This is a genomic window from Spirochaetota bacterium, assembly GCA_004297825.1.
GTDB lineage: Bacteria > Spirochaetota > UBA4802 > UBA4802 > UBA5368 > FW300-bin19.
Genome location: SCSX01000012.1, coordinates 39,826 through 61,645, shown reverse-complemented (window position 1 = coordinate 61,645; position 21,820 = coordinate 39,826). Strand labels below are relative to the sequence as shown.

General features: G+C 63.0%; 14 protein-coding genes. 4 read left to right on the top strand and 10 right to left on the bottom strand.

Going from position 1 to position 21,820, the window contains the following annotated elements; genetic code table 11:
- Positions 1–141: 141 nt before the first annotated feature.
- Positions 142–822, bottom strand: coding sequence for a TetR/AcrR family transcriptional regulator (locus EPN93_02030; GenBank protein TAL39340.1), 681 nt, complete (start codon positions 820–822; stop codon positions 142–144).
- Positions 823–1,139: 317 nt separating this feature from the next.
- Here EPN93_02030 and EPN93_02025 point away from each other — a divergent pair, with 317 nt between their 5' ends.
- Positions 1,140–1,925: a crotonase/enoyl-CoA hydratase family protein gene (locus EPN93_02025; GenBank protein TAL39339.1), complete on the top strand. Its 786-nt coding sequence runs from the start codon at positions 1,140–1,142 to the stop codon at positions 1,923–1,925.
- 18 nt (positions 1,926–1,943) lie between these two features.
- Positions 1,944–3,749: an acyl-CoA dehydrogenase gene (locus tag EPN93_02020; GenBank protein ID TAL39338.1), complete on the top strand. Its 1,806-nt coding sequence runs from the start codon at positions 1,944–1,946 to the stop codon at positions 3,747–3,749.
- A 129-nt stretch (positions 3,750–3,878) separates the two neighbouring features.
- On the opposite strand, the gene EPN93_02015 is transcribed toward EPN93_02020, so the two are convergent.
- A complete protein-coding gene (locus EPN93_02015; protein TAL39337.1) occupies positions 3,879–4,340 on the bottom strand; it encodes a PaaI family thioesterase in 462 nt (153 codons plus the stop codon).
- A 717-nt stretch (positions 4,341–5,057) separates the two neighbouring features.
- Positions 5,058–5,783, bottom strand: a complete 726-nt coding sequence (locus tag EPN93_02010; protein TAL39336.1) for an SDR family NAD(P)-dependent oxidoreductase — start codon at positions 5,781–5,783, stop codon at positions 5,058–5,060.
- 200 nt (positions 5,784–5,983) lie between these two features.
- Between EPN93_02010 and EPN93_02005 the strand changes: the two genes are divergently transcribed.
- Both EPN93_02005 and EPN93_02000 read left to right on the top strand, forming a co-directional pair.
- Entirely contained in the window at positions 5,984–6,952 is a 969-nt protein-coding gene (locus EPN93_02005) for an MBL fold metallo-hydrolase (GenBank protein TAL39335.1), read from the top strand.
- An 86-nt stretch (positions 6,953–7,038) separates the two neighbouring features.
- Positions 7,039–9,306 carry a hypothetical protein gene (locus EPN93_02000; GenBank protein ID TAL39334.1) on the top strand — a complete coding sequence of 756 codons (2,268 nt, stop codon included), beginning with the start codon at positions 7,039–7,041 and terminating at the stop codon, positions 9,304–9,306.
- Positions 9,307–9,358: 52 nt separating this feature from the next.
- Here the strand turns inward: EPN93_02000 and EPN93_01995 are convergent, their stop codons facing one another.
- From EPN93_01995 to EPN93_01965, 7 genes are read right to left on the bottom strand one after another with little or no spacing between them, the layout of a single operon-like run.
- Positions 9,359–10,690, bottom strand: a complete 1,332-nt coding sequence (locus tag EPN93_01995; protein ID TAL39333.1) for an MFS transporter — start codon at positions 10,688–10,690, stop codon at positions 9,359–9,361.
- Positions 10,691–10,713: 23 nt separating this feature from the next.
- Positions 10,714–11,310, bottom strand: a complete 597-nt coding sequence (locus EPN93_01990; GenBank protein TAL39332.1) for a MarC family protein — start codon at positions 11,308–11,310, stop codon at positions 10,714–10,716.
- Entirely contained in the window at positions 11,303–14,278 is a 2,976-nt protein-coding gene (locus EPN93_01985) for an efflux RND transporter permease subunit (protein ID TAL39331.1), read from the bottom strand. The genes EPN93_01990 and EPN93_01985 overlap by 8 nt, the downstream gene beginning before the upstream one ends.
- 3 nt (positions 14,279–14,281) lie before the next feature.
- On the bottom strand, positions 14,282–17,575 hold the full coding sequence (locus EPN93_01980; protein ID TAL39330.1) for an efflux RND transporter permease subunit: 3,294 nt from the start codon (positions 17,573–17,575) through the stop codon (positions 14,282–14,284).
- Positions 17,392–18,942, bottom strand: coding sequence for a hypothetical protein (locus EPN93_01975; GenBank protein TAL39329.1), 1,551 nt, complete (start codon positions 18,940–18,942; stop codon positions 17,392–17,394). The genes EPN93_01980 and EPN93_01975 overlap by 184 nt, the downstream gene beginning before the upstream one ends.
- Before the next feature lie 4 nt (positions 18,943–18,946).
- On the bottom strand, positions 18,947–20,392 hold the full coding sequence (locus EPN93_01970; GenBank protein ID TAL39328.1) for a hypothetical protein: 1,446 nt from the start codon (positions 20,390–20,392) through the stop codon (positions 18,947–18,949).
- 1 nt (position 20,393) lies between these two features.
- Positions 20,394–21,809 carry an efflux RND transporter periplasmic adaptor subunit gene (locus tag EPN93_01965; GenBank protein ID TAL39327.1) on the bottom strand — a complete coding sequence of 472 codons (1,416 nt, stop codon included), beginning with the start codon at positions 21,807–21,809 and terminating at the stop codon, positions 20,394–20,396.
- Between the last annotated feature and the right edge of the window lie 11 nt (positions 21,810–21,820).

The window sequence follows — 21,820 nt, the reverse complement described above, 5'->3', positions numbered from 1 at the left end:
AGGGGGCCGATACGCTTTGTCAACGGGCGCGGGACCTTTAATTGCCGGGGGCGCATTTCGTGCGCAGGGCACACGCCGTTCGCCATGACAACCCGCCGATGGTATATCCGGACGGGGTACCCGTTCCCTGTGCAAGCCCGATCACGCCGTCACATATGCCTCGATGAGCGAAATCACGAAATCCGTATACTTCTCGACCGTCACGCCGCGCTGCACGTATTTCCAGCGCTTCAGGTACCAGTCTTGAAGCAGCGACTTGATCGACGCGCCGATAAGATCGGGATCATCGAACGCGTAGACGCCCGCGCGCCTGCCCTCTTCGAGCAGGTCCACGTAAAGCCCCTCGGTCCACAGCTCGCTCTCCATGGGAGTTTGACGGTGCTTTTTCCCCAGGTGTTTCGTCTCCATGAAAAAAAAATAGAACCACAGCCTCATGAGCTCGCTCAGGTACAGGTGGGTCCGGATCGCCGTTCTTAGTTTTTCCGCCGGTCCGGACGCGAGGGAGATGTATTTTAAAAGTATTTCCAGGACGAACTTGTGACCCTGGTCATGAATGCGTTCAAGGATCTCGTTCTTGCCGGAAAAATAGTAATAGAGCGCTCCCATGCTCATGCCGGCCTCGCGCGCCAGGTCGCGCATGGTCATGGCCTGGAATCCCTTCTCGGCGGAGAGTTTCAGGGCGGTATTGGTGAGCATCATATAATTTTTTACCGCAAGGTCTTCCTTCTTAATTTTTATGCGCTGCCGATGTGCGCGGTAATACTGCCGGTACACGTCTTCCGCCGAGGACAGTACCTCGGTTTTGAATTCATCATAATTCATCGATAGCTCCAGCCCCGCTTCACGGCAAGGGGTTCCGATTCGCGTACGGTTTTTCAAGGTGCCGGCGGCTCATGGGTCCCCGCCCGGATTCCGCTTCGAACCGGGCAAGGCGCGGGCCGGTACCCGGGCGGAACGCGCAGTCCTTGATAACCGCCGGGGCATGATCAGCGTAGCACGCGGCGTTTGATGCGCAAGAATATTTCTATCGAGCGCTCGAAATAATTATTGACGCGGAACCATGGCAAAGTAGCATTTTCCCGACGGCCCCGAACCCCGGGAGAAACGCCGTCATGAAACGCAAATCGCGGAGGTGATGCATGGAATATAAAAAGATCACGGCCGAACGGCGCGGCCACGTCCTGCTCATGGGGCTTAACCGCCCGGACAAGATGAACGCCTTCGATCTCGACATGTATTACGAGCTCGCCGCCGCGTACGGCGAGTTGCACCGCGACCCGGAGCTTCGCTGCGGCGTGCTGCACGCGCACGGCGATCATTTCACCTCCGGGCTTGAGCTCGACAAGTGGGCCGAGGTGTTCATGAAGAGCGGGATCGTCATCCCCGAGGGATCGATCGATCCCCTGGGCAGCCACGAGGACGCCCGGTGCGCCAAGCCGGTGGTCATGGCCGTCACCGGGCGCTGCTACACAATAGGTTTCGAGCTTCTCCTCGCCCAGGACATTCGGGTGGCGGCGACCACCGTCCGCATCGCGCTCCTCGAGGTAAAGAGGGGCATCTATCCCGTGGGCGGGGGAACCGTGCGTCTGTTCGAGGAGATCGGCTGGGGTAACGCAATGCGCTATCTCCTGACCGGCGACGAGATCAACGCCACGGAGGCGTATCGGTTGGGGCTCGTGCAGGAAGTCGTCGAACCGCCGCAGGTATTGGAACGGGCGGTGCAGATAGCGACGGAGATTTCAAAGCGGGCACCGCTGGGCGTCATGGCGGCGCTCAGGTCGGCGCGGCTGGCGCGCGTCGAGGGGCCCAAGGCCGCGCTTGCACGGCTCATCCCCGACCTTCAGCCCATCATCAAAAGCGAGGACGCGATGGAGGGCGTGATGTCCTTCATGGAACGCCGGGAAGCGGTATTCAAAGGAAAATAAAATCAGGCGAGGGATGATATGGCAACCAGGTTCTACAGCGAGAAAAATTTAAAGTTCGTTCTCTACGACGTGCACGGGATCGCAGACCTCTTTAAGCACGAGCGCTTTGCAGAATACGGCGTGGAAAGCACGGAGTTGATACTCGATACCGCGAGGGATATCGCTGCGGCGATGATGTTCCCTGTTTTTTCCGAGATGGACAAGAAGCCCCCCGAATACACGGGCTCTACAATAAAAGTTCACCCTTCGGTGAGCCCGTTCGTGCGGAAGATGGCCGAGGGGGGGTGGATAAACGCGATCTTTCCGTACGACCTGGGCGGGCAGCAGATGCCGCTCACGCTCTTCAACGCCTGCATGTTCATATTCGCCGCGGCGAACTATTCGCTGAGCGTATACCCGGGACTCACCTCCGGGGCGCTCAACCTGATCTACAGCTTCGCATCGAAGGAACTCCAGGAATCGTTTGCCCCGCCCATGGTGTCGGGAAACTGGCAGGGCACGATGGCCCTCACGGAACCCGAGGCAGGAAGCTCGCTCTCCGACGTGCGTACCATGGCGCTTCCCACTGACAAGGGATACTACCTTATAAAGGGACAGAAAACCTTCATCTCCGCCGGGGACCACGACGCCGCGGAGAACATCGTGCACCTGATGCTCGCGCGCATCAAGGGCGCCCCCGCGGGCGTCAAGGGAATCTCGCTCTTCATCGTACCGAAGCATAGGAAGGGCGAAGGCGGAAAGCTTGAGTTCAACGACGTGAGCTGCGCGGGCTGTTACCACAAAATGGGATACCGCGGCTCCCCCATCGCGCAGCTTTCCATGGGAGAGAGCGACGACTGCAGGGGCTACCTGGTGGGCGAAGCCAACCGGGGCCTTTCCTACATGTTTCACATGATGAACGAGGCGCGTATTCATGTGGGAGTGGGAGCCGCGGCCATCGCGAGCGCAGCCTATTATGCCTCCCTCGAGTATGCGCGCGAGCGACTCCAGGGAAGGTCCATCACCGAGAAGGACCCCGTGAAACCCCAGGTGCCCATTATCGAGCATGCCGACATCCGGCGTATGCTGCTGAAACAGCGGGCCATCGTTGAGGGATCCCTCTCGCTGATTGTGCACTCGGGCAAGCTCGTCGACCTGATACAGGTTTCCTCCGGTGAAGAGAAGACACGGCTGGAGCTCCTGCTCGAAATACTCACCCCGATCGTGAAAACCTACCCGTCCGAGATGGGCATAGTTTCAACGAGCCAGGCGATCCAGTGCCTGGGGGGTTACGGCTATTCGGACGAGTTTCCCGTGGAACAGTACATGCGCGACGCGCGCATCCACCCTATCCACGAGGGTACGACGGGCATCCAGGGCATGGACCTCCTGGGACGCAAGGTCACTATGAAAAACGGCGCGGCTGCGCAGGCGTTTATCGGAGAAATCAACCGCACGATCGACACAGCAAAGAAGTTTAGTGCGCTTTCCGGTTTCGCCGACGAGCTCGGACGCGCGCTCTCGCTGTGGCAGGGGGTGACCGGAATTCTTGTTCAATTTGCGCTTAAAGGCGAGATTGACAGGTTCCTTGCCGATGCGGCGCTTTTCCTGGAGCTTTCCGGGATCCTGTGCATTGGATGGCAATGGCTGGCGCAGGGGATCGCGATACAGGAGCTTCCCGCACAAAAGACGGCGGCGTATGGCGCGGAATTCCTGGGAGGCAAGATGTATACCCTCGAGTATTACTTTAAGTATGAGCTCCCCGCGGTGTACGGGCTCGAAAAAATCCTGAAGGAATCGGGAAGCATGACGGTTGCGGTGAAGCCGGCCTATTTTGAGGATTGACAAGCTGCATCGTCCTGCCGGCTGCTGGTATCGGCACCCTGTCATGACGGAATGGCCGGGGGAAAGCTCTCTACCGGCCGCAGGGGAGCTTCTCACCTGGCGCGTCCGGCGGGGAGGGGGCTGATACGACTAGTCCTCGACCCGTACTGCCGTCACCTCTGCGCGCGCGGTGATCCCGTCTTTCGCGCGGAGCTCGACGATCACGCGCGAGGATTTTCCCCGGGTTTCGACGACCCGCGCGCGGACCTCGAGCTCCGTCCCCATGGGGGTGGGCTTTAGAAATTCCACGGTCATCTTTTTCGTCACGAACATCGTACGCGATTCACCGGTGTCGTCGTACCCGAGCGTCCGATGTCGGGCGCCCACCGATGTCCAGATCGCGTGACAGTCCATTATGGTCGCGATGATCCCGCCGTTCAGGATATTCGGGAAAGCCGCGTGGTGTTCCTCCGGCGTGAATCGGCAGACGCACTCATCCCCTTCCATATGGCTCTTGATGCGCAGGCCCCGATGATTATCGGCGCCGCACCCGAAGCAGATGCGCCCGCCGCTGTCTTTGGGCAGCCTGTCCTGAAGCGGTGTGGTGTTCATGGGATGAGCCTCCCCGGGAATACGGTAATATCAGCGCCATACTATCCCCAAAGCATATCCGGCTCAACCGCTTTTTAGATGCAGGCCCGGATACGGTGCGGAATGTCGGCGTGCATGAGAAAAATATTCATCAATCGGGCCGCGGATTCGTATCAGGTTCAGATGCCTTTAACGCGCGCCCGAGGTTGGATGAATGCCCGTCACTTCGATTTACATGCATCGCCGCACCAGGACCGCCGTGGACCGCGCGGCGATACGCCTGGGAAAATCGCGGCGCGATATTATCGTAAATCTCCTCATGCGCGTCATGGCGAGGACTGCATCGTATCAACGCACGTTTACCACGGTCAAGTATCAGGCGGATGATCCGAACGGGGACTGGCGCCCGTTCTGTATCAGGTTCAGCGGGGTTGAGTACGAGTTTTTCACCGATTTGCGGAAATTTTGTAAAAATAGCGTCTCACTATTTGTCGCAATCGCGGTGAAGGAATACTTGCCCGGATTGATTACAGAATATGAACGGGGTATATATAACTATTACAGCTACCGCGAATACTTAGTAGCCCAGGGATCGATGGGGAAAATTCACTGTTGGTTGTCCTGCTGGGGAGGACACCGCGGACCCCAAAAAACCAAACCACTGCGCCACGGGCATACACGGTCTCGCGCTCCATCCACCCTCTCGGCTAATTTCCGGATGTTATCCCTTCCTGGTCCCTAGAACCGCGCAAGCATCCATCCGGGGAGATGCCGGAGCACCATCGCCACCAGGGCCCATCGGCGGGTAACGTAGACCCGGGGTTTTTTCCTGATGAGCGCACGTACGATCTGACGCGCCGCGGTCTCGGGGGAGGCGACCCAGAAGAGGCCTTCTCCCTTGGCCATTTCGGTGTCCACGTAGCCCGGCACAATATCGGTGACGGTAATATCCGCGCCCGATTTTTTAGCCGCGCAGCGAAGTCCTTCAAGGTAGTTAGACACGAATGCCTTGGAGGCGCTGTATGCGGGCGCGGTCCCGTTCCCGCGCACCCCGGCGACAGACGAAATTCCCGCCAGGTGGCCCGCGCCACGGGCCAGGAAATGCTTCATGGCGGCGTTCGCCACGGCGGCGAAGCCTTTTATATTCACCTCAATGGTCGCGCGCTCCTTTTCCCAATCAAGCTCCGGGTTCAGGTAGCCCGTACCCGCGCTGATAACCACGAGGTCCGCACCGCCTATCCGGGCGGTCAGGTCGTTGAATGCATCCTCGACCTCGTCATCGCGCGCGATATCCATGACCTGGACGAAAGAAGACAGGGGAAGCTCCCGCTGAATATCCTCGAGCATGGTTCGCCGTCTGGCCGCGAGTCCCACCACCCATCCATCGCGCGACAGGCGCATGGCCAGCTCCCGCCCGATCCCCGAGCTAGCACCGATAACTATTGCCCTTTTTTCCTTCACCATCACAATCTCCCCCTTGCCTTTTCCTCTCCGTCGATGAGTCAGGGCGCAGGCAGCCCCGATTGTTACACAACCGAACACTCCCGAAACACGGCTGCCTGCCGGGACATGCGAATCGGTCCCTTCCCGGAAAAAATGATTGCAATCCTCGGTGCGACCGGCAAGAAATTAGGGTACCTTTTCAGTGGCAGGAGACCAGTCCCATGCAGATCAAACTCTGGGGGGTGAGAGGTTCGCTTCCCGCGCCGATGGTCAATACCGAGTATCGCGCGAAGCTGCAAGAGATACTCAAACGAGCGCTCAAGGAGGGCCTTTCGGCCGCTTCTGAAATAAAACCGTTTATCGACGCCCTGCCCATCCAGTTGCAGAACGTGCATGGGGGCAACACCACCTGCGCGGCCGTAACGTCCGCCGCGGGAAACCTCTACATTCTCGACTGCGGTACGGGGATACGGGGGCTTGGCGAGGAACTCCTGAAGGGAAGCGCCGGGAAGGGCGGGGTGACGATGCGCATATTCATCACCCATACGCACTGGGACCACATTCAGGGCTTTCCCTTTTTTAAACCCGCGTACGTCCCGGGAAACGTCATCCAGTTTTATTCCCCGCTCTCCGACCTCCAGGACCGATTCCGCTACCAGCAGGAGGCACGCTTTTTCCCCGCGCCGCTCGAGGCGATGGCTTCCACCAAGGAATTCCACTTGATCAAGCCGGGGACCGCGCTCCGATTCGACGACGGAATGGAGATCGACTGCTATCCGCTGAAACACCCCGGGGGGAGCTTTGCCTACCGCTTCCGTGAGAATGGCAGCACCTTCGTATTCGCGACCGACGCCGAGTTCACCGGCGATTACCTGGAAACGGTCGAGGCGCAGACCGGGTTTTTCGACGGTGCCGACCTGGTCGTGCTCGACTCGCAGTACACGCTGGACGAATCCTTTTCGAAGTTCGACTGGGGACACACGAGCTACACCATGGCCGTCAATTGCGGCATACGCTGGAAGGTGAAAAACCTGGTGCTCACGCACCATGAGCCCGCCTACCAGGACGCGAAGCTGGCACGGATTTACAGGGATGCGGTTGGCCACCGGAACCTGATGAAAAGCAAGCTCCCTAATATATACCTCGCCACCGAACAGATGAGCTTCCAGGTGGGCTCCGCCCCGAAATAGATCGGGGCTGTCCGCGCGATGAAGATTTCAAGCCGCCCGGTTCCCGCGGTTCCCCTACAAGTCGAAATCTCGGAAAAAGGTATGTCATGAAAAAACTATTCAGCCTCGTATTCCTTTTCACGCTCGCCTTTTCGCTTTACGCTAAAAGCGAGAGCTTCTTCGACATTGTCCGCTCCGGAAACACCGATGCGGTCAAGGCCGCGCTTAAAAGCGGCGCGCAGGTGAACGCCCGGGACGAGCAGGGGTATACGCCGCTCATGATCGCGAGCGAGCGTGCGGGGGATCCCGCCGATCTCGTGAAGATCCTTCTCGCGGCGGGAGCCAAGACCGGTGAAAAATCGGAAGACGGCCGCACCGCCCTGATGGGCGCGTGCATGGCGGGAAACACCGCGATCGTACGCATGCTCATTGGCATGCAGGCGAAGGTGGACGAGACGAACCAGTACGGCTACACGGCGCTCATGATGGCCTGCGAGTCCGGGGAGGGAAGAACCGAGATCATCAAGCTTCTATTGAACGCCGGCGCGCGCCCGGGAGAGAAAAACCAGGAGGGGAAGACCGCGCTCATGATCGCCGCGGCGTACGGGAACCTTGAGGCAGCGAAGCTGCTCATCGCCGCGGGCGCGCCGCTTTTCGACAGGAGCGTATCGGGCCGCACCGCCTTTCTCGAGGCCGCGCTCTCCGGCAACGCCGAGCTCATCCGGTTCTTACTCGGGAAAAAAGCCGCGGTCAACGACCGTGACGCGGACGGCTACAACGCACTCATCGCCGTGTGCGGATCGCAGGGAGCGGATGCCGGCATCGTGAAGCTTTTGCTCGACGCCAATATCGGCGTGAACGAGCAGGCGAACGACGGCCAGACCGCGCTCATGGCCGCGGTGTACTCGGGCGCGCCGGCGATCGTGAAGCTCCTGGTCGACCGGAAGGCCGACGTGAACCAGAGGACGCGGGACGGCCATTCCGCGCTCATGGCGGCCGCGTCCGCGGGCGCGATCGAGATAGCCGGGGTACTCCTTGCCGCGGGCGCCCGGGTCAACGACAGGAATAATTTCGGGACGACCGCGCTTATGGAAGCGGCGACCGCCGGGCATCCCGACATGGTGAAGCTCCTTGTCGACGCGAAGTCCATCGTGGACGCGCGCAACGACGACGGCCAGTCCGCGCTCATGCTCGCCGCCTCCTACGGGAGCGCCGATATTGTGAAGCTGCTCCTAGACAAGGGGGCCGATATCAACGCGCGGGACACACGGGGCGCGACCCCCCTCATCATGCTCGCGGGAACAACGGCGGAAAAGCCCGCGCCAGTAAAGCTTTTCCTGGACGCGGGGGCGGACGTGAACGCGTGCGACGACGACGGGACGACCGCGCTCATGGCAGCCGCCGGGGCCGGCAACGTCGATATGATGAAAGCGCTCATCCTCGCGAAGGCCGATACGAATGTTCAGGACGACACCGGCATGACCGCCCTCATCGTCGCCGCCCAGCACGCCGACAACGGCGCCGAGATGGTGAAGATGCTCCTGGACGCGGGCGCGCGCGCCGCTGCCAAAAACAATCTCGGGTTCAACGGGCTCATGGCCGCGTCCTCGAATAAAAGCCTGCCGGCCGCGAAGCTCCTCCTGGCCGCCGGCGTGCCGGTCAATGATGAGGACGAACAGGGGACAAGCGCGCTCCTCTACGCGTGCCAGGCCGAGGGCGACGATTCCGCCATCGTGGATCTCCTTCTTGAAAACAAGGCACGCTCCGGGGATCGCAACGAGGCGGGCTACACCCCGCTCATGGCAGCCTCGTTTTCCGGCAACGCCCGGATCGTGCAGGCGCTCCTGAACGCGAAGGCGCCGGTAAACGAAAAGGATATTGGCGGGAAGCCGGCCCTCATCTACGCGGTCGAGACACCCGTTGACCGCAGCGCCGTGCTCAAGCTCTTGCTGGGCGCGGGCGCGTTCGTGAACCAGAAGGACGATAACGGCTATACGGCGCTCATGGCCGCGGCGTCGTTCGGCGGGGAGGAAAACGCACGGCAGTTGCTGAACGCCCGGGCGCGCATCGACGAGAGGGACGGCACGGGCATGACCCCGATGCTCTATGCGTCACAGGCCTACGAGGACCGCGCGGGGCTGATAACGCTCCTCTCCGTGGCGGGCGGGAACGTAAACGATCGAAGCGTGTACGGCCTCACCTGCCTCATGGCGGCGGCCCTCGCCGGTCAAACGGGAAACGTGACCGCCCTCCTCGCACTCAAGGCCGATATCGCGGCAAAGGACAACTACGGCAAAACCGCACTCGCCTACGCGACAGAAAATCAATATGCAGAGATTATTAAGGTGCTCAAGGAGGCGGGGGCGAAGGAGTGAAGGGGGTCTTTCCGAATAGCTCCCACAGGCATTGCGGCGACCGACAATCGTATCAGCCCCCCTGCCCTTTTCCGCCGTTGTTCTTTCGCTCGATCCCCATAGGCCTCATACCGATAAGACTGAAGATAAGCTCGTTGCCGCGGATCGCGTCCACGGCGCGCACCTCCTTAAGCCCCACGGGAAGCGCCGTGGAAACCACGATCCTGAGCCCCGAGGAAATCGCGAAGAGCGTCAGGATGGGAAGGCCCAGGAGGCCCGGGAGCCACGAAAGCAACGAGCCGCCCAGGAGGGCTCCCAGGCTCAGGAGCACGCCGTTCAGCACGTTGAAATAGGAAATATATTTCACGCGCCTGTCGGGGGCCACCGCGTCGAAGATGAAATTCGACGCAGCGAGCTGGAAGCCCGACCACGCGAAGCCCGAGATCACCTGCGCGAAGAAGAGGTACACCGGGTGCCTCCCCGCGATCCAGAGGAGCGGCACCCCGGCGATGATGGGCGCCGTGAACTTGAGCACCCGCACGTTGCCGATCCTGTCGGCGAGCCTTCCCCACCTTCCCATCATGAGGTACATGACGAGCGGCGCGGTCGCGGTGATCACCGAGTACTCAAGGTAGTTGAAGCGGAGGTCGCGTATCATGAGCACCGCGAAAAACGGCGCGGCCATGGACACCGAAAAGCTCATGAGCGACACGAACATCACGAAGCGGGCGAAATTGCTGGAGCGCAGCTTCTCGAAAAATGTCAACGGGTCGAACCGCGCCCCCCGGTGGTGGGCCGGTTCCGGATCGTGCATGCGGGTGAGAAAATACCACGACGCCACCCGCGTGACGCACGCCGCCGCGAACAGCGCGAAGAAACCCTCCCGCAGCCGGCCGGGCTCGATCCAGTGGAGAAGGATTCCCGCCCCGAACGACGCCATCACGACGATGCAACCGAGCAGGCTGTTCCTCCATCCGAAATAGGCCCCCCGGCGGTCCCCCGCGACTATATCCGACATGAGGCTTCCCCATGCCGGGGTCGCGATCGCGCCGAACGTGGTGAACAGTACCGCGAGCGAGATGAAGATCGTCACCGAGCTCCAGCCCCCCAGTGCGACGAACGCGATGGCGCCGATCATGAGCGCCTGTAAGAACACGAAGGAGGTGATGGTTCTCTTCCGGGAACGAAGCATACGTATGAATTCGGCGGTCCGGAGCTGTGCAAGCGAGGCGACCATGTTGGGAAACGCGGAGAGAAGCCCCACCTGGAAGGAGGTTCCACCGAGAAAAAGGAGGAACGGCGTGAAGTAATCCTGCGTGATGCCGATCATCACGCTCGCGAAGACCCCGTCAAGGAATGAAAAGCGAAGGCTCTTTCTGTTTATATCCGATTCGGCAAATTCCAAGGAATTATTCCGCACAAGAGTAATCAGTGATTAATGGAAATCAGGAATACGAGGCCCTTGCGCACCATCATGACGGCGATCGCGGCGAGGAAAAGGCTCGTCACCTTCGAAAGGGCCTTCGAACCCGGATCTCCCAGTATGCGTCCGAGCCAGCGGCTCCCCCCGAACACGATTCCCGCGATCGCGATGTTCACGATGACCGATATGATCGTCGGCAGCATCCCGAACTCGCTTACGCACAGGAGCGTGGTGGTGAGCACCGCCGGCCCCGCGATCAGGGGCGTTCCCAGCGGAACGACACCCATTTCCTCGTGCGGGATTTTCTTCCTCTGCCGGGGATTCACGATGTCCATGATCGCGATGCTGAAAAGCACCACGCCCCCCGCGACCATGAAATCCCCCACCGTGATCCCCAGGAACCTGAAAATTGCCTGTCCCACGAAGATGAATCCGAGCGCGAGGCAGAGGGCCGTGATCATCGACTGGACGATTATTTTTTTCTGCACCGCGTGGTCAAGGGAGCCGGCCAGCGATATGTACACGGGAAGCACGCCGAACGCGTCCACTGCCACGAAGATCGGAATAAAAGAAAGTAACAGGTCTTTTACGAATTCATTCATGCATGTTCTCAGGGGAAAAAGCTCGTGCCTCGTGCGGCAAAGGGGAGCAGATAGGCACGCCCCTGTCAATTGATAAATTGTGTATCAGCACAAGCCCTCCTGATACCGCGGCCCCGGCAATGGTCCCCAGCGCTGCGAGGGCGAACTCGGCAACCACGGGTACGCCGGTGACGGCCAGGGTGAGTGCGCAGATCGCGACCGTCATGAGGGCAGGAATCATCGCTCGCCGGCTTCCCCCGCCCGGGATAAATTCCCGGGCGCAGAGTCCCCCCGCCGCGATCCCGGCCGATACGGCGAGCCCCGCGATCCCGGGAGCACCGAGCGGGCAGCCGCAGAGCTTGAGCGTCCAGAGGCCGCACGCGCAGGCGACCGCGCTACCCGCGCATACGCGCAAAGCGATCCGGGGCGATTCAAACACTGCGGCGCACGCCATGAATATGAGCAGAAATACGCTTCCCGCCATCCAAAGCGCCCCCCGGCCGCCGGAGCCGATATCCCCTCCCCGTTCGGCACGCGTCGCCGTGATTCCCGACGGCATTTTCTCCCCGCGCAGGATTCCGTCGACGGCGCGTTCCAGCGCCCCTGATTCTCCGCTGCGCGGCATCGCGGTTACGGTCTCGAAGCGCTCCTTGTCGCGCCGCCAGATTGTGGTCACACCGGTCCCGACCCGGAAATCCGCGATCTCGGCGAGGGGAACGGCCTTCCCGTCCTCCCTGACGATTCGCAGCCTTTCCACGTCGTCGAACGAGGGGATATCGGGACCGTCCTGCCTGCAGCGGATATCGACCTCGCCCCGGTCCAGAAATTTCGCCGCCACGGGCCCGTACAGGGCGCACCGGACCGCGTGGGTCGCGTCTCCCGGCGGGATGCCGCATGCATGCGCCTTGCGGGTGTCGATGATCACCTGGAGCTCCGGCCTTCCCTCGCGGAAGCGGAGCACCGCATCAGCGGCCTGGGGGAGGATGGCGATTTTTTCCGCAAGCGCGTGCGCACAGGCGCGGATAGCCGTAAGCTCCCTCCCCCGGACCTCGATATCGATCCCCCCCGTACCGGAACCGTCGTCGAAGAAGGCCTGGATTCCCGGCTGCAGGCGCATCAGCGCCCGGAGCCTCTCCCTGGTATCGAAAGGATCGGCGCCCTCGGCCGGCTGAATGGTGAGGTCCGCGTGGGACGCGCTGATGCGCGCACGGTTGTCCCGGACAAGTCCGCTTTCGAGGATCGCCCGTTCCGCCCTCGCGACCGCGCGCGCGGTGTCATCGAGCGTGGTCCCTTCCGGGAGCTCGATCGCGCACTGCAGCTCATCGTCCGCATCGGGACCGGCCGGCCCCCCGTACATCGTGGGCGCGATCAGGACCGCGCCGGCAACCAGGAGGAGCGCACAGGCGCTCGCGAGCCGCGTGGGGGCGATCGAAGCGAACCTTTCACGGAAGCTCTGCCCTCTGCGCACCAGCGATGCAGGAAGGCGCGATTCCGCCGTCCTTTCGATCGTACGAAATAAATTTCCAACGGCAGCGGGTTCCAAAACCGGACTCCCCGCGCTGCCGGTCCGCCCGGGAATGAAACGCATCAACGGAATCGAGGACACGCGCGCTATCAGGAGCACGACGGCGAAATCCCCGAACATGCCGTCCGGTCCGCCGCCGGTGATGAGTATGCCAAGACACGCCGCGATCACCGGGATCGAAAACGCCGCGCCCATCCTGTATGCGGCGTCCCTGGCGCATGCGGGTCCCGGGCCGTCCCCCGCGCGCCGGCCCCGGGCAACGTGCATGAAAAGAATCGCTTCCGCCAGCGCAAGGACCACGCCCGTCACAAGCGCCAGGAGCGAGACAAGGTTCAGGCCGATTCCCCGCGCGAACATGAACAGGAGCGCGGGCATGGCCGACACGCCCGCTCGCGCGAGCGCCCCCGCCCCGGCGCGCACGCCCCCGGCCGATAGGACGATTACGAGCATCGCTGCGCCAAGTCCCGCGGCAAGACCGCATCCGAAACGCGCCATTGCGTTCATCACGCGCTCCGCCTCGTCATAGTCCACGCTGACCCTGATTACGCCGCTTTCTTCGCACGCTATTGCAGCGAGCGCACGCGACACAGCGAGGGGCGCCCCGGTTCCCGATTTGAACACATATATCGATACTGTTTCTTTTCCCCCGCGGCTGGCGATCTCCTCCGGAATCGTATCCCGCATGCGCACGCGCGCGATGTCGCCCAGCAGAACCGGCGATCCGTGCGCCGTCGCGAACAGTGGAAGCGCGCGCAAGTCGGCGAGCGAGCGAAACCTTCCGTCCGTCGATACCGTATACCCTGTGCGGACCCCCGTCCGGCCGAGCGGCATCGTACGGTTGTCGCCCTGGATTCGTTCCATGACCTGCTCGATCCGAAGGCCGTGCGATACGAGGCGATCCCCGCGCACCGCGACCTCGATTTCCCTGCGCACCCCTCCGCCTACGGCGATCTCGGACACCCCCTCGACACGCTCGATTCTTTTTTTGATCCGGTTTTCGGCGAGATCCCTGAGCCCGGCGGGATCGCCCCCGGCAAGGGAGAGCACCATGAAGGGGCGCGCCGCGCCGGCGCTGCCGTATATCTCGGGCTCCTCGACTTCACGGGGGAAGCGGGCGCGCACGGGGTCGATCCGCTCGCGCAGCTCGAGCGTCTTGTTTTTCATGGGCGCGCCGCGCGCGAAGCGCACGTATATCTTCGCCTCTCCCTCGCGGGACGACGAGAGGAGCTCGACGATCCCTCCCACCGCGCAGATCGCCTCCTCCACGGGCCGCGTGATCACCCGCTCGACGCGCCAGGGGGGCTGGCCCGGGTAGCGCACCGCGATGGTGAGGGAGTCGCGCACGCGTTCCGGCAGGAGTCCCACAGGAAGGCGCAGGGCCGATATCGACCCGCCCATGATGAGCGCCGCGCAGAGCATGAGGGGCGCTATTCGCCGCGCACGCGGTATAACGTTACCCGGCATTGTTCAGGGCCCGTCCCGGAAAAATTTATAGTGGAACACGGGTACCGCGGCCAGGGTGAGCGCCGTCGAGGCGAGCATCCCGCCGATCATCGTGACCGCGAGCGGCGACTGCATCTCGGAGCCCCGGTCGACGCCCAGGGCGAGCGGCGCGAGCCCCAGGATCGTGGTGAGCGCGGTCATGAGTATAGGGCGAAGCCTCTCCCGGCACGCGCGTACCGCGGCCTCGCGCGCGGGGACGCCCGATTCGCGGTAAATGGTGATATACTCGAGCAGGAGGATCGCGCCGCTCACGACCGTGCCCGAGAGCATCACCATCCCGATTACCGAGATGATGTTCACGGAGTTGCCCGTGACGAAAAGCGCGAGCGCGACGCCCGACACCGCGAGGGGCACCGACAGCATGACGAGAAGGGGACGCGCGAGCGATTCCATCTGCGCGGCGAGGATCATGTAGATGAGAAGCACCGAGAGCGCGAGCGAGCCGAAAAGCTCGTCGAGCGACGCGCGGATCTCCCCCGTCTCGGGCGGGATTTCCGCGCTCACGCCCGCCGGAAGGGTCGCGCGCGCGGCCGCGCGCGCGAGCGCCTCCCCCGCGGAGGAGACGCTCGCGCCCGGCGCGGCCTCCGCGGCGACGGTGATGCAGCGCCGCTGGTTTTTCCGCACGATCCTGTCGAAGCCGCGGTGAACGGCCGCCGATGCGACGGCCTCGAGGGGAACGATCTCCTCCCGGGCGCGCAGGTTGATTCGCGGAAGGTCCCTCACCTCCCGCCGGTCCGCTTCGCGCAGGCGCACGGTGATATCGGCCTGCGTATCGCCCTGGTACAGGGCCCCCGCGTGTTCGCCCATGACCGAGGCGCGCACCTGTTCGGCCGCCTGGGACATGGTGATCCCGAACGCCGCGAGGCGCACGCGGTCGAAGCTCACCCTGACCTCGGGCGTCTCGCGCTCGGAAACGGCGCGCGGGTTGGCGAGCGCATGCTCGCCGCGCATGCGGGCGATCACTTCATCGGCACCGCGCTCCAGCGCGGTGAAATCGTCCCCGGTCACGTCCAGTGCGAGCCCGCCCCCGGTCATTCCCATTAAACCGGAAAATTCGCGCTCGTCGGTACAGGCCTCGAGCTTCGCGCCGCCGGGCAGTTCGATCGCGCGCGCCAGGTCCGCGACGGCCTCCCGCGTTTCGAGCGACCGGTCATCGCGCAGCGTCACGAGGAGCTCGCCCGTCGAGCGGTTCCGCTCCCTACCGAAATATTCCGCGACCTCGGCCGGGTTGAATCCCACGTCCGCAAGGCGGTGCGCGGTGTAGGGTTTCGCCGCGGCGGCCGCGTCGAGTTTCAGCATGTGTTCGCGCGTTTCCTCCAAGGGCGCTCCCTTGCGCCCGGTCACCCTTAGGGTAAGGACCCCGCTATCGGTCGCGGGAAGGAGGGAGTAATCTATGGAATAAAAGACTAGGGCGCCGACACACACGGAACCCATCGACACCGCCAGGCATTTCCCGAAGCGTTCGAGGTTGCTTCCTATATACGCGGCGTATATTCCATCGAGACGCCCAAGCAGCGTGTCTGCGCGCGCTAAAATCCTTTGAAGGCCGAATCGCGAATCGGCGCCCGCGCTTTTTTTATTTACGATGCCCCCCATCGACCGCTCCGTAACCGCGTAGAGCGCGGGCACCATGCTCACCGATGCGCAGTACGAAACGAGGAGCGACGCCGCCACCGTAAATGCAAGATCGCCGAACACCTCGCCGGCGATGCCGCGCAGGAAGATGATGGGGGCGAACACCACCACGCTCGTGAGCGTTGACGCGAGCTGCGCGCCCGCGATCTCCCCGGCGCCGCGCACGCACGCCTGTGCGACGGAATCGCCCGCCGTCCTGCGCGCCTCGATCGCGTCCGCCACCACGATGCCCTTGTCCAGCACCTCGCCTATTCCGAGCGCGAGCCCGCCCAGGGACATCATATTCAGGGACACGCCCTTGAGGTACATGAGGAAGAGCGTCGCCATCACCGACACCGGCATGACCGCGATGATGATGAACGAGACGCGAAGCTGTCCCAGGAACACGAAGACGAGCGCGAAGGTGATGAGCGCGCCCAGCACGGCCGAACACACCACGTTGTTGACCGCACTCCTGATATAGACCGACGAATCGTAGCTCACGGATAGCTCCATCCGTCCGCGATAGCGCTCGTTCAGCTCATCCACGATTCGGCGCGCCTCCGCGCAGACGGCGACCGTGTTCCTCCCGGCCTCCTTCACGAGCGAGATCGCGAGGCTTTCCCGGCCGTCGAAACAGGAGAAGCTCGTGCTCTCCCTGAACCCGTCCTCAACCTTCGCGACGTCCCTCACGTACACGGGCCTTCCCTTTTCGTCCGATCGCACGAGCACGTTCCCGATATCGCGCGCCTCCCTGAACTCGCCCAGGGCGCGCACCAGGTATTCGCGCGCCCCGCGCCGCGCGGTCCCGGCGGGAAAATTCTGGTTCGAAAGCCGCACCTTTTCCGCGACCTCGAAGATCGAGAGCTTATGCGCGAAGAGGCGCGCGCCGTCCACCTGCACCTGGATCTCCCTCGTTTTCCCCCCGCTTATCCGCGCGTTGCCCACGCCGTCGATACGCTCGAACCGGGGCTTCACGTGCTGTTCCACCTCCTCGCGCAGGCCGTCCAGGGAGCCCCCCTGCGCGGTGACGGCGATCCCCATGACGGGAAGCGAGTCCGGATCGAAGCGGGCGATCACGGATTTTTCCGCGTCCTCCGGAAGCGCCCCCTTCACGAGGTCCGCCTTCTCGCGCACGCGCATCGCCGCGAAGTCCAGGTCCGTCCCCCACTCGAACGCGGCGACGACCATGCTCGCCCCCTCGATCGACTCGGACCTGACGCGCTTCACGCCCGGCACGCTCGAGAGCGCCTCCTCGATGGGCCTGGAAACCAGCGTCTCGATTTCCGCCGGCGGGGCACCGCGGTACAGGGTGATGACGGATATCTCGGGCCGGCGCATGGAGGGCAGGAGTTCCAGTTCCATGCCGGAGAGCGCGATCGCGCCGAAAAGCATCGCGGCGAGCGAAATCATGATCACCGTAATCGGCCTGCGGACGAAAAATTCCTGGATATGCATGTTCAGCTGTTGAAGTAGACGGTAAAATCCGCGCGGAGGAAATTCCCCGCGCCGTCGCGGACTCCCTCGCGCGAGCCCCGTACGCGGAGCCGGTAGTAATGTCCCGCCTCCAGCCTGTAGAGATGGATGTCGATCGCGTCGTCCACGGGTGCGGCCGGCGCACTTTTTACCGGTATAATCTTCCATGTGCGCGGCGTGATCCCGCTCCCGGATTCCCCGAAGTAGGTCTCGCTTTCGAACGACACCGCGCAGGCCGCCGCGACCGGGTCTATTCCCGCAACCGGCGCCGATCCGTCCTCCCTGCGGAACACGACGCGAAACACGATCACCCGTTCGCCCAGCCCGCCGATCGTTTTCTCCGTCGCGTACGCGTCGTCCAGCCGGATGCACGCGTCCTCGAGGAGCGCACGCGGCGCTCCCCCGTCCGCAGGGATTTGAAATACGGGGCTCCCGTTAAGCGCAAGCGGAATCGAGCGCGGACCGTCGATCAGGAACCGGTAGGTGTGATCGGTCCCGAGCGGATTTCCGGCGGGGTCCGATGCGCCTGACCGTACCACGAGCGTATACCAGGTCATGGGTTCGTAAAACTCGCCGTGCGCGCGTCCGAGTGTCACCCCGCGCCCGTCCGTGCTCCATGTTGCGACTGTTCCCATAGACGGACTGATGCTTATAGCGTCCGCCGTTCCATCCCGATCCATGGGCTCGGAAAAAAATATTTCAAGATCCGCGTCCTTTTCCATGAGCCCCATCACGGAGTTGTCCGGGCTCAGGCGGGCGCGCGTCCCCTCCCTTACCGCATAGATGCCCGGCCCGGGATCCGATACGCACTCCAGACAGGGAGGCTCGATATCCGAACCGGCCACAAACCCGCTTGTCCATTCATCGATAAGGGGATTTCCCTTCAGATCGCATACCTCGCGAGAAACGCGCAGCGTGTAACGCGTCCCCGGTTCGAACCCGTAATACGGGCGCAGTGTGAGCACGGTCCCATCCGGCGAATACTCCCTGAGAAGCGCCGTCCCGGGGGACAGGGTCACCCCCGCCGCTACGCTTTCATCCCGGACCGGTTCCGAAAAGCTGATTACGATCGCATCCGGTGTCCCCTGGTGGCCGTCCGCCGGGCTCACGGACACGACGCGCGGAGAGACGAAATCGTTCCCCGCGAAAAATTCCGATACGACCGCGCATTCGAGGTCGTTGCCGTGCGCGTCCTCGGCGCCGCTGCTCACCGTTATGCGATATTGACCATGTGTCAGGGTCGTACGCGGTTCCAGGTGAAGCACGCGGCCCTCCCATCGGGGTGCGCATTCCACGGTCCTGTCTCCCGAACTTACGCGCACCGCGTTCGCCGCGGAGGCCCTGTCCATCTCCTCGGAAAAGCTCACGACTATTCGAGTACCAGCCGGGACGTCCCGGGCCCCGTTCGCCGGGAAAATATCCACCACGCGCGGCTGGCCCATATCCGGAAGCCGGTCGCATCCGGCACACACCAGGACAAGCGTGATTAGCAAACCCGCCGCGCGCACACAGCGGCCGCAATCATTCATTTTCATTCCGTCACTCCCCGAACCTGAAAAAATACCGGATGTCCCCGCTCCGGGTCGCGCCCGTTGCGCTCGTGATGCCGTCGGCGCCGCCGCGCAGGCGCAGCTCGTACAGGTTGTCGCGCCGCAGCGAGCCCACGGTCAGCCGGAGCGTGCGGCCGCTCCACTCGTAGCGCCTGATTGCGCCGCTGAAATTGGGGTCCGCGCCGTTAACGTACACAATCGATACGTTCTCGGGTACGCTCGCGCGCCGCATGTCGGTGCAGAAGACCAGATCGAAGACGGCCGTGGAATCGACGAGGATGTTCCCGTCGGGCAGGGCAAGCCCCATGTGGATAAGTCCTGTCGGCCCGCCGTCATGCGCGATGGATGCCGCGCTCACCGCGGGCGCGCGGGAATCCTCCCCGTCTGTGTGGAAGTACGCGGTGAACGCGGACTCGAGCGGGTTCCCGGCGGCGTCCTTCACCGATTCCGTTATGCGCATTTCGTAACGGGTTTCGTTTTCGAGCCCGGCGGGAAAGCGTATCACCGCCCGCGTATCGGATTCCCAGGTCATGACCGCCGCGGCTGCGGGGGTAAGCGCGAACCCTTCCGTGAGGCTTGACCGGTCCATCCGCTCGCTGAACGCGAGCTCCAGCACGGAATCGGTCTCAAGGCCGTGATGCTCCGAATACATCCCCGCCGAGACCCAGTTCTCCGCGGTTGAGGGGCTGGTCGTCTCTACGAGCACCGGCCGCACGAACTCTTCCCCCGCACGGAAACGGAAATCGCGCTGCGCGCCGATACGATTGCCCGCCCGGTCCGCACACTCGGCCCCGATCGATACGGTGTACTCCGTAAGAAACGCGAGCGTCAGAAACGGGGCGAACTCGACCGTATCACCCGCCTCGTTCCAGGAAAAAGCCCCCTCCGCGGAAGGGTACATCCTGAGCCCCCGCTCGACGCTCCGCGCGTCCATGGGTTCCGAAAACCTTATGCGTATGCGCGTATCCGGCCGGACCCCCGCGATCGAATCCGACGGGAAGACCTCCGCCACCACGGGCGCGGCAAGATCGTTCGAAGTGAAAAAGCGCGAGGTGTACGCACGGCGCGTTTCACTGCCCTGCCTGTCGCGCGCCCCCGCGGCCAGGGTGACGATGCACATTCCGCGTTCCATTTCTTTATGAGGAGAAAAGCGCAGGAGCCGCGCGCCCTGCGGCCACGAAAAGGATCCCTCCGTCTCCGCTCCCTCGCAGGCGAGCCCGAAAAGGCGTTCGACGCTTTCCCGTTCCATGTTCTCGGAAAAGCGTATCTCCACGAAATCCGCGGGCGAGGCGTACACCCCCTCGGAGGGACGTACCCATTCCACCGACGGGGGCCGGGTCGTAAGCTCACATGAAAAGAGCGCTCCGAGGCATGCGGCCGCAAGGAGCAGCATTGAAATTTTCGCCATGAGTATCAGCGCAGGGGCTTTTTCCATATCATCCCTCCCTCGCGACGCGCGCCTTCATACCGTCCGAATAGCGCCGGCTTCCGCCGCGCGCCACGAGGTCGCCCTCGTCTACCCCCGAGAGCACCTCGATCTCGTCGCCGAACTCCCTTCCCGTTTTCACCGTGACCCGGTGAAGCGAGCCCTCCCGGAACAGGTACGCCTCGCAGGCTCCGTCACGCATGTCGCCTAACGCCTCGCGGGGAAGCAGGAGCACGTCCCGGGCCCGCTCGGCCGCGACCGTCACCCGGGCGAACATGCCGGGCTTGAGCATGCCGCGCGCATTGTCCGCGAGCAGGCGCACCTCGACGGTGCGCGAACCCGCGTCCAGAACCGGGCTCACCAGCCTGACCTCCCCGCGGAATTTTTCCCCGGGAAGGGCGTCCACGGTAAATCGCGCTTCCAGTCCCTTCGTTATCTTACCCGCCTCTTTCTCCCCCACGCCGGCGATGACATACGTCTCCGCAAGGTTCATGACGACAAACAGCGGCGTATCGTCCCTCACCCGTTCCCCCTTTTCGACGGCGCGCACCGCCACGACGCCCGCGATGGGGGCGCGGATATGCGCCTCGTTTATATGGACGGAGATTATCTCCACCCCGGTTTCGGCGCGGTTCATCGCGCTCTGCGCCGCGTCCGTCTCGGCGGCCTCGAGCCGCGTGTTGAGCTTTGTAAGCAGCGCGGTCCTCGCGCGCTCGTCTCCCGGGATCTCGTATCCCGCCTTCCGGACATCCTCGTCCCGGTATCCTACGGAAAGAATTTCGTATTCCTTTTTCGCCGCGAGGTACTTCGCCTGGGCGGTGGTCCATCCCGCCTTGAGCGCATCGAGCTCCATTTCGGTAACGGCTCCCGCGCGGAAGAGCTCCCCTTTCTTCCTGACGACGGAGTCCGCGTTTTTCCAGCTCACGAACTTGTCGTTCAGGTCGACCCGCGCGCGACTGATCGCCCGGAGATGCCGTTCCACCTCGCGCGCCGCACGCTCCTCCTTTTCCCGCGCGAGACGCAAGGCCGCCTCCGACGATTTCAGCTCCGCCGTCGCGCTCTTGAGCTCCAGCTCGAGCGGCAGCAGCTCAATGCGCGCAAGCTCCTGTCCCTTCTCGACCCGGTCCCCCTGCTCGGCGAAAATTTCCTCTACACGACCCGTGATCCTGGAAGAGACGCTCGCCTTGTCGCGGTAACTCACCGTCCCCAGGAGCTCGATCTCCAGCGTCACATCCTTGCGTTCTGCTTTGATAATCTCGATTTCGGGCGCTGATACGCCATCGCGCGGTCCGGCGCCGTTCCCCAGGTACACGCGCACCTCCTCGCGGAAACACACGGCCGTTGCGCCGCACACGCCCGCAACCAAGAGCACGAGCGCGACCTTCCGCCGATGCACCTTCATAATCCCCATAATGGATATTTCCATGCGACAGTCCT

What these genes read in the sequence shown, in the direction of transcription:
- EPN93_02030 (TAL39340.1), bottom strand. Translation starts at nt 822, where the DNA reads ATGAATTATGATGAATTCAAAACCGAGGTACTGTCCTCGGCGGAAGAC.
- EPN93_02025 (TAL39339.1), top strand. Translation starts at nt 1,140, where the DNA reads ATGGAATATAAAAAGATCACGGCCGAACGGCGCGGCCACGTCCTGCTC.
- EPN93_02020 (TAL39338.1), top strand. Translation starts at nt 1,944, where the DNA reads ATGGCAACCAGGTTCTACAGCGAGAAAAATTTAAAGTTCGTTCTCTAC.
- EPN93_02015 (TAL39337.1), bottom strand. Translation starts at nt 4,340, where the DNA reads ATGAACACCACACCGCTTCAGGACAGGCTGCCCAAAGACAGCGGCGGG.
- EPN93_02010 (TAL39336.1), bottom strand. Translation starts at nt 5,783, where the DNA reads ATGGTGAAGGAAAAAAGGGCAATAGTTATCGGTGCTAGCTCGGGGATC.
- EPN93_02005 (TAL39335.1), top strand. Translation starts at nt 5,984, where the DNA reads ATGCAGATCAAACTCTGGGGGGTGAGAGGTTCGCTTCCCGCGCCGATG.
- EPN93_02000 (TAL39334.1), top strand. Translation starts at nt 7,039, where the DNA reads ATGAAAAAACTATTCAGCCTCGTATTCCTTTTCACGCTCGCCTTTTCG.
- EPN93_01990 (TAL39332.1), bottom strand. Translation starts at nt 11,310, where the DNA reads ATGAATGAATTCGTAAAAGACCTGTTACTTTCTTTTATTCCGATCTTC.
- EPN93_01985 (TAL39331.1), bottom strand. Translation starts at nt 14,278, where the DNA reads ATGCCGGGTAACGTTATACCGCGTGCGCGGCGAATAGCGCCCCTCATG.
- EPN93_01980 (TAL39330.1), bottom strand. Translation starts at nt 17,575, where the DNA reads ATGGAAGATTATACCGGTAAAAAGTGCGCCGGCCGCACCCGTGGACGA.
- EPN93_01975 (TAL39329.1), bottom strand. Translation starts at nt 18,942, where the DNA reads ATGAAAATGAATGATTGCGGCCGCTGTGTGCGCGCGGCGGGTTTGCTA.
- EPN93_01970 (TAL39328.1), bottom strand. Translation starts at nt 20,392, where the DNA reads ATGGAAAAAGCCCCTGCGCTGATACTCATGGCGAAAATTTCAATGCTG.
- EPN93_01965 (TAL39327.1), bottom strand. Translation starts at nt 21,809, where the DNA reads ATGGAAATATCCATTATGGGGATTATGAAGGTGCATCGGCGGAAGGTC.